At 67.5% G+C, this 7,784-nt stretch carries 7 protein-coding genes; all 7 read right to left on the reverse strand.

What is annotated here, in order from left to right; genetic code table 11:
- Position 1: 1 nt before the first annotated feature.
- Positions 2-667, reverse strand: a complete 666-nt coding sequence (locus ACH34T_RS41515; RefSeq protein ID WP_396026508.1) for a DUF4255 domain-containing protein — start codon at positions 665-667, stop codon at positions 2-4.
- Between the two features lie 24 nt (positions 668-691).
- Positions 692-1,048 carry a hypothetical protein gene (locus ACH34T_RS41520; RefSeq protein ID WP_396026509.1) on the reverse strand — a complete coding sequence of 119 codons (357 nt, stop codon included), beginning with the start codon at positions 1,046-1,048 and terminating at the stop codon, positions 692-694.
- Between the two features lie 424 nt (positions 1,049-1,472).
- Positions 1,473-2,270: a hypothetical protein gene (locus ACH34T_RS41525; protein WP_396026510.1), complete on the reverse strand. Its 798-nt coding sequence runs from the start codon at positions 2,268-2,270 to the stop codon at positions 1,473-1,475.
- Positions 2,271-2,291: 21 nt separating this feature from the next.
- Positions 2,292-2,816, reverse strand: a complete 525-nt coding sequence (locus ACH34T_RS41530) for a phage tail protein (protein WP_396026511.1) — start codon at positions 2,814-2,816, stop codon at positions 2,292-2,294.
- A 39-nt stretch (positions 2,817-2,855) separates the two neighbouring features.
- Positions 2,856-4,739 (reverse strand): phage tail sheath family protein, encoded by a 1,884-nt coding sequence (locus tag ACH34T_RS41535; RefSeq protein WP_396026512.1) that lies wholly within the window; start codon positions 4,737-4,739, stop codon positions 2,856-2,858.
- A 688-nt stretch (positions 4,740-5,427) separates the two neighbouring features.
- Entirely contained in the window at positions 5,428-6,192 is a 765-nt protein-coding gene (locus ACH34T_RS41540) for a CHAP domain-containing protein (protein WP_396026513.1), read from the reverse strand.
- Positions 6,189-6,317 carry a hypothetical protein gene (locus tag ACH34T_RS41545; protein WP_396026514.1) on the reverse strand — a complete coding sequence of 43 codons (129 nt, stop codon included), beginning with the start codon at positions 6,315-6,317 and terminating at the stop codon, positions 6,189-6,191. Before ACH34T_RS41545 ends, ACH34T_RS41540 begins: the two co-directional genes overlap by 4 nt.
- Positions 6,318-7,784: the final 1,467 nt, after the last annotated feature.

A 7,784-nucleotide genomic window follows, 5' to 3' on the forward strand; every position in this document is an offset into this window, starting at 1 on the left:
CTCACTCACCGGTACCGGGCGGCGCTTCGACCTGGCCCTCCGGGGGTGACGCCGGTCGCCTGATGTTCGGCTGGACGGTCACCGTGCGGCGCTCCACAGGCGGGACGGGAACCGGCTCCTCGCGGCCTTCGACCAGCACCAGCACGCCCTGATACACCACTGACAGGGCGTACGGGGTCTGGTGCAGCATCCCCCACAACTTGGAGGTTTCGTCGACGTCCATCTGCGTCGGCGTGAACCGCACCCGCTGCGATGACTCGGCCAGGTCGCTGCCTGCCAGGTAAGGCCGCTCCGCGGCCTCCGCGATCACGTCCGCGGGAAGTGCGGGGATCTCGTGCAGGGTGCGTACCACCGAGCCGATCAGCCGCTGGCCTACCAGCTCGGTCTCGTTGCCGTAGGCACTGATCAGGTAGTGCAGGTCGAGCGCTGCGGCCGCGCGCCGGATCAGCACGCCGTTCGAGGTGCGGGTGGGCAGGTCCGCGTTGCGCAGCGCCGGGTCCGAGGTGACCTGGTAGCAGAACACCGTGATGGTCGGGTCGGTGGGCGGCTCGGCCGGGGGCCGGCGGGTCTCCACGGACACCGGCATGTCGATCTCCGGGCGCAGATTGTGCTCGATCAGCAGCGCCAGGGCCTGCGTGACGTGTGCGATGGCCAGCGGATTGCTCATCCGTCGATACCCCCTTTCTGCGGGTCAGCGCCGTGTCGTTCCGCCGGACGACGGGCTGGTCAGGTAGTCGGCCAGGCTCACGGTGGGGGCGCGGCGGCCGCCACGCTCCGGCCGGGTGGCCCCGGGCCCGCCAGCAGCGGCGCCCATGGCGCGCACTTCCAAACGGCCGATCTTCACGTGCACGGTGGGTTCGGCGGGCCGGGGTGTACGTCGTCCCGCCGGTGCCCGGGTGGCGGCGCGGCGCGCCATGGCGGTGTCGGCGGTCCGTGGCCGCGCGGACGGGGCGGCCGACGGTTCCACGTTCGCGCCGCTCAGGCCGGACGATGCCGCCCGCACCGCAGCCGGAGCGCCGGGGCCCTTGTCGTCGGCGCCTTCGGTCATGGCGCCCGTTCCGTCTGGTCGTGCCGCGGCGATGCGGGGCCACGGAGCGATCGGTGCGGCCGCGCGCGGTGGCTGTGCCGCCGTAGCCGGACGTGGGGGAGCGGCGCGTTCATCAACGGGCGATTCAGTGCGGATCACGGTGTGTCGTTCGGTAAGGATCTCTCGTTCTGGGCCGCGTCCGGTATTCAGGCCGGGCGGCTCGTGGACGAATGGGTGGGGTGCCGCTTGTGGGAGCAGCGGTGCGGGTTCGTCCGGCCCCGGGGGTGCGGGACGCAGCGCCTTGATCCGCTCGAACGGGCCGGGCAGCCGCGGCCGGACCCGCGTTCTCGACGGCGCCGCCCGTGTGTGCCGGGCCAGCAGCCGCTCGAAGAAGTCCGGCTGCCGCGGCTCGGGCGAGTCCGGCCGTTCGGGTCGGTCCGACCGTTCAGGCATCGGCGCACAACTCCAGGTAGTAACGGCGCCGCAGCGGGCTGAGCGCCAGGATCTCCGGTTCGGTCCAGCCGTAGGCGGTGGCGAGCAGATGCACGTCGAGCAGCAGGTCTCTGGCCCACGTGTCGAGCTCGGCCCACAGATGGGCGGCGATGTCCAGCTCGGCCAGGGTGGACTCGCCGCACTCGGGACAGGTGATCCGCAGGGTCGTCTCCGCGGCGGGGTCGGCGCGCTCGGCCGCTTCGGCGAGCCGCCGCCGGACGTGGTCCGGCAGTTCGTCCGGGTCGACCGGCCGTCCGTCCTGCGTCGCGGAGAGCGTGCAACGCGTCACCAGGCTCCGTCGGGCCTCGGACGGATCACCACCACCGGCGGCAGCCGCCAGGTCGGCGACGGCAGGCGGCCGGAATTCCACCACCCAGCCGTCCTCGACCACCCGCAACGCCCCACCCCGCGAAGCAACGGAATCGGTGTCTTCGGTGGGGTGGGAGTTGCTTTCGGGTGTGAAGCCGAGTGCGGTTGCGGGTGGGGTGCCGAGTGCGGTTGCGTCGAGGTCGAATTCGACGACCTCGTCGCAGGCCGCGCACTCGGTCACCACCTGCATCCGTTCTCCGAAAAGGGCGCGCCGCAGCGCGTACAGGTCCGCCTCGCGCGCGCCGATTGGCGTGGCCAGCAGTTCCTGCACGTCGGCGTCCGGACGGGCCGCGCTGTGCAAAGCCAGCGCGCGGCCCTGCTCCGGCTGCGACAGCCCCCACTCCCAGACGGCGAGCAGGTCAGCCCCTCCCGTGAACGTCATCGGTCACTCCCGGCGCTGCGGTCAGGCGGGGTTGGTGAAGGACGGTTCGGCCGGCTCGGGCACGTCGTAGTCCCGTTCCCAGCCCTCGCATTCCAGTTTCAAGCTCTGGATGGCGACGGCGTTGGCGTTGGCGTCCATCTCGCCCAGGACCTGGTATTCGCTCGGCCAGGCCCGGTACAGCTTGTGCGAGACGGCCACCTGACCGGCCTCGTTGAGAACCTGGATGACGAGGTTCTTGCGGAAGTCGGCGAGCGACACCTCGGCGCCGGGTCCGGCGCCGAGCTGCCAGACCTTGTTGGCCCAGCGGTCGAATTCCGGGTCGTGGGTGACCCCGCGCTCCAGCGTGATCCCCTCGAACTCCGAGCGGCCCGGGGAAAGGCGCGGGGAGCTGGGGCTGCCGCCGCTGCGATGTTTGACCACCTCGGTGGTGCGCTTCAACGGGCTGATCTTGCTGATGCCCGCGACCGTACGACCGTCCCAGAGGACCAGGAACTTGAAGTTCTTGTACGGGTCGAAGCGATGGGCGTTGATCTGAAACTCAGCCATCGGGTTCCTTCGCTCTTCGCCTTGGCCGTCCCGTTCGGTCTATTCGCCGAACTGGCCGGCCAGCTGCTGAATCTTCACGATCACGAACTCCGCGGGGTGCACCGGTGCGAAGCCGGCGACGACGTTGACGATTCCGTTCGCGATGTCCTCGTCCGTCGTCGTGTCGTGATCGCATTTGACGAAGTACGCCTCGCGCGGTGTGCGCCCGGCGAACGCGCCGCGCCGGAAAAGCGTGTCGAGATAAGCCGCCGCGTCCAGCCGGATCTGCTGCCACAGCTGTTCGCCGTTGGGTTCGAAGACCACCCATCGCAGCCCGCGGTAGAGGCTTTCCTCCAGGTGCAGCGCGAGTCGCCGTACCGGGATGTGCTTCCATTCGCTGTCGAGCACGTCCGCGCCGCGCAGGGTGCGGGCTCCCCATACCACCGGTCCGATGGCCGGGAAACTGCGCAGGCAGTTGACGCCGAGCGGGTTGAGCACGCCGTTCTCACGGTCCGACATCGTCACGGTCAGCGCACGCACGCCACGCAGCCTGGCCGCTGCACCAGCCGGAGCCTTCCAGACTCCCCGTTCGGCGTCGGTGCGGGCGATGACCCCGGCGACCGCGCCGGACGGCGGGAACGCGCGCAGCCGTCCGGTGCGTGGATCGGTCAGCTTCAGGTGCGGGAAGTACAGCCCGGCGTGGTCGCTGCGCACAGGGTCGAAGTCGCCGATCTGGCAGCGCGCCGCGTCGACGGTCGTCCACTCCTCCGGAGCGTCCACCAGGAGGAAGGCGCGCTGCGCGCGGCAGAGCCGTTCGGCCGCCGAAAGGACGGCCAGCATGTCGTCGGTGGACTCCCACCCGGCGAGATCGGGCAGGTTGAGGAGGTTGACATCGTCGACGTCGCGCAGCGCCTGGATACCGGTCTTCTCCGCTTCGCTGCCGATGAGGTCGCCCGGCCCTGGCGGGTCGCCGTCGTCGCCGCCGTGGAGCTGGAAGACCGGCGGGTTCGCCAGTGCCTCCAGGCCCAGGTCGTCGGCGCAGTCGCCGAGGAAGTGGACGACATCGTGTTCCTCGATCGAGCCGGCCACCGTCCGCAGCCGGCGGCCGAAGACGGACACCTCGGCGTCGGCGAACGCGTCGCTGCCCGGTACGTCGCACTGCGCCCGCAGCTTGCGCTCCAGCAGAGTGGCGAGTTCGCCGAGCGTGCGCGGTGGCCGGCCGTCGCGGCGCGGGTCATGCAGCTTGAACTCCCGCCGGACGTCACCGATCTCGACCGTGATCTCGACGGCGAGGTCGGGGAACTCGTGCCCGAACCGCTTGGAGACCGTGCCGGACGGGTCGGGCCGCTCCTTGCCCACGACCTTGACCTGGATCAGGACGGAGCTCCCGTTGATCAATGCTTCGGCGTAGCGATGGTGGTGGGGGTTCATAGAGACGTCGTGGAAGGTCTCCCGCACCCGTCCCGCGGTGTCGAGCACGGACAGGTTGAACGTTTCGTCCGAACATGGCGCGCCGTGGTCGACCACGATCCGCAGGCCATTGCCCCAGCTTCCCGGCTCGCTCGCGTGCACTTCGAGCACCGGGGTCGCGGGATGCCGCGGTTCGGTCGCTGCTTCCCCCGCGCTCTCGCCCTCTCCGGCACCCTCGCCCTCCCCGGGGCGCTCCTCGCGCTCCTCGCGGTCGTCATGGTCGTCGCGCTTCCACCGTCTGGTGGCATCGAGGGTGACGCAGGCGGACTCGGCACTGCACCCCTTGATCACCCGGGTGATCACCGCCTCGGCGCCACCGTTACCGAAGAACTGGTGTACCGCGTAGCCGAGCGCGCCATTTCTGGTCAGGCCTCCGAAGTGACGCTCGAATTCGGCGAAACTCCTCACCCGGACCGGCCGGTCAAGCGGGCCGCTCCGGGTGAACCCCACGAAGGCGGTGGTCGCGGTGGTCACTGGGGTGATGGTGCGGACGCTGGTGGAAAGCTCTTCGACGTAAACCCCAGGATAGGTCAGTTTTGTCGGCATTCCCCCTCCAATCCATCTGTACCTGGGCAGCCGGAATTGTGTTGTTGGGCGAAGGGGACTGGAACTGGGAGGTGTTCGGCGACGCCGTGGCAGCCAGTATCGGCGGCCATCACGCAGCGCTGTCCCCGTAGTCCCCTCGCCGGTCCGTTTAAGGTCGGGATTCTTGTAGCGCCTTAGGCTTTGGTGCTCTCTGGTGCGCCAAAGCCAGGAGTCTGACAGAAGGGTTGACGACTATCAACCGCTTGATCGAATACGGGTCGATGTAAATGGATTTTGGGTCGCGGTCGAATCCCTGGATTTGATCAACGTAGTGCGGCGTCGCAGGCCGATCGCCACTCTTGACATGCGAGGACGCCAACGTCCGGCGGAGTTATCCTTGACGAGTCACGTGACCTGCGAGAGAAATTTTCCGCAGGCCCACGCCGACAGGAACATTGTCAGATCCTGCGGTCGGGAGCGCCCCGCGACCGGCCCGCCACGCCCTTTGTCCGAACCGGTCCTGCGGCTCGAAGTACTCCCGAACCGCGTGCGCATTGGCAGGTGGGCGCACCGCACTGATTGCGGCAGGTGGTCATCGAGTTAATCGTGTCCGACATCCTCGCTGTCTTTAAGCGGGTCACACCTTCTTCAAGCTCAGCTTGCCCTGGCAGCGAGCTACGGCGGCCTGCAGTTGGGCGTAAGTCCAGCCGTCCACCTGGTCGCCGAAACCGGCCTTCGCCGCGGACCCGACGCTCTTGCGCACCAGCCGCAGCGCCTCCGCGGTCTTCGGCCCGTACTCGCCGTCCGTCTCGCCGAGCGCCTCGCCCTGCCCAGAGTTGCGGATCATCTCCTGGAGAGCCTTGACAGCCTCGCCCTTGTCGCCCTTCTTCAGACCGATCAACGGATCCTCCTCACTCGCGGACCCGTCCGACGAGCCCGAATAGTCTGGCCTGCCATAACCTGCGATGACGCTGGACGAGCGGACACGCCGCTTCACCGCGTCACTGGTGTTGGCCTCGATGGTCTGCAGGCGTCCGCCGCCGAGGACCTTCTCGACCACACCGACGTGGTCGATCGCGCCGATGTTGTCGGTGGCGCCCCAGTCGAAGAAGACGATGTCGCCGGGCTTGGCCTGGTTGACGCTCGCGGTCGTCCCGCTGTGCCAGCGTCCGGCCTTCTGGAAGTCCTGCGCGTGCGAGACCGTGTAGGCGCGGTCCCCAGCGGGGAGGACGGTCGACGCGTTCCCGCTGTGCCGCGCCCAGTAGGTGACGCCCATGTCGCACCACGCGGCGCGGAGGAACTCGTCCCCGTGCCTGGATGCGTACTCGCGTGTGATCTTGTTCGGCCTGCCCGACATCCCGATCGACTTGCGGGCCTCCGCGACCATGCCCGCGGCGCTCATCCGGATTCCTCCCCGCGGAAGAACCCGTCGTCGGGCTCACCGTACAGCTCTCCGAGGACCTGCTCCTCGTCTGGCTCGGTCGGCCCGGCACCGTCACGCGGCTCGGGCGGCATCGGTTCGGTCATCGTCAACCTCTCAGTTGGTTGCGGATGTGGTCGGTCAGGTCCCGTCGCACCTTCTTGACCTCGCCCTCGGTGCGCGCCGCGATCCTCACGGTCTCGGTCACCTGGTTCTTTGATCGAGTGGTCGGGGTTCAAGGGCACCTCAGTGACGGCGTCCGCGATCCGGACGGTCCGGCGGTTCACAGAAGAACGTGCCTCTACTGTCGCTCCTGCGCTGTCGGGCCAGTAGGCGAATGCCTCTGGCTCTTGTTGGATGTACGAGGTTTGCATGGCGGATAATGTGCGGGCTCAGGTTCGCTCGTGGTAATCGATCCAGCCTACGACGCCCATTTACCTTGGATGAGTCAACTGAACGTCCTACGGCGGCCATGGAAGTTGCACGCTTCGTCTCTGGTGTACCGCCATCTGCCCTCGTCAGGCGACTCTCTGCACCATTGAGGGAAAGGGAATCACGGGCGCGGACTTCGGAGATGAGCTTGGTCAATTAATTGATGGAGCAAATGGCTTGTCACAGGTGACCGTACTCTCTACCTGGGCGGCGCTCTGCTGAAGAGCTTCGGTGCTGCAGCTGCCGTGAACTGAATGCTCGGTGGTACCTCGATGGCCATCGGGCTTCGGCTGGGGAGCGGTGGCCGTTTCCTTTCGAGAGCGTGGCGCCGGAGATGTCTCGGCTCCGACCGCTGGTTGGAGGACCAGCGTCAGTGCGCTGAGCAGCGCGACCAGCGTTCTTTGAAGTTTCACCTTCCTTTCAGCCCTTCTACGGGGTCTAGGGTCCGACGAGGTAGCCCCATGTGGGCCGAACACGGATATCCGGGGGCAATCGAACCCAGGCACCCCGAGCCACGTTTGCTACTCCGCGGGGTTTGCGCATTCACGTTTCGACCATATCTGTCATGATCTTTGCCTCGGTGAGTGCATGCAAGTGGCAGCCATTGCCACATCCGGCCATATCGCCTCGGGAGTGGCCTGAGCAGCTGCGATTGTTCCCGGACATCGGGCGGAAGAAGCTGATCAAGTTCATCAAGCGGAAGATGTTCGGGAAGGCCATCTTCGATCGTTGAGGAAGATGGTCTTGCTCCACTGAGTCACGTTCTGTGATCGCCTCAAGGACTTCGCGTCAGAGCCAGATCCGGCGAGCGCCATCAGACCTTTGCCCGGGAGGCTTGCGGAAGCGGTTCGGGGTTGCGAGCGCAGCGCCGGTATGTCGGGGAGCGCCTGGAAGGCCAGCCGCCCAGCTCCTGCCTCCGGCAGCCTTGGCTTCGGTCCACCGACAGTGATTTGAGGTTGATCTCTGGTCGTTTCGGTGAGGCTTGTCGAGTTGGCGACGCCTTGCGGGCAGGGCTGATCGGCTGATCTGCCCAGCTTTGCCACGTGTTCGGTTCCGGTCGGTTCCGCTGAGCGGTGGGTAATGGCAGGTCAAACGCTGTCGGGGTGGGGCATGGACGGTGGTTAACGGGTGCATCCATGCAT

This window comes from Actinomadura sp. 9N215, from assembly GCF_044326345.1.
Classification (GTDB): domain Bacteria; phylum Actinomycetota; class Actinomycetes; order Streptosporangiales; family Streptosporangiaceae; genus Spirillospora.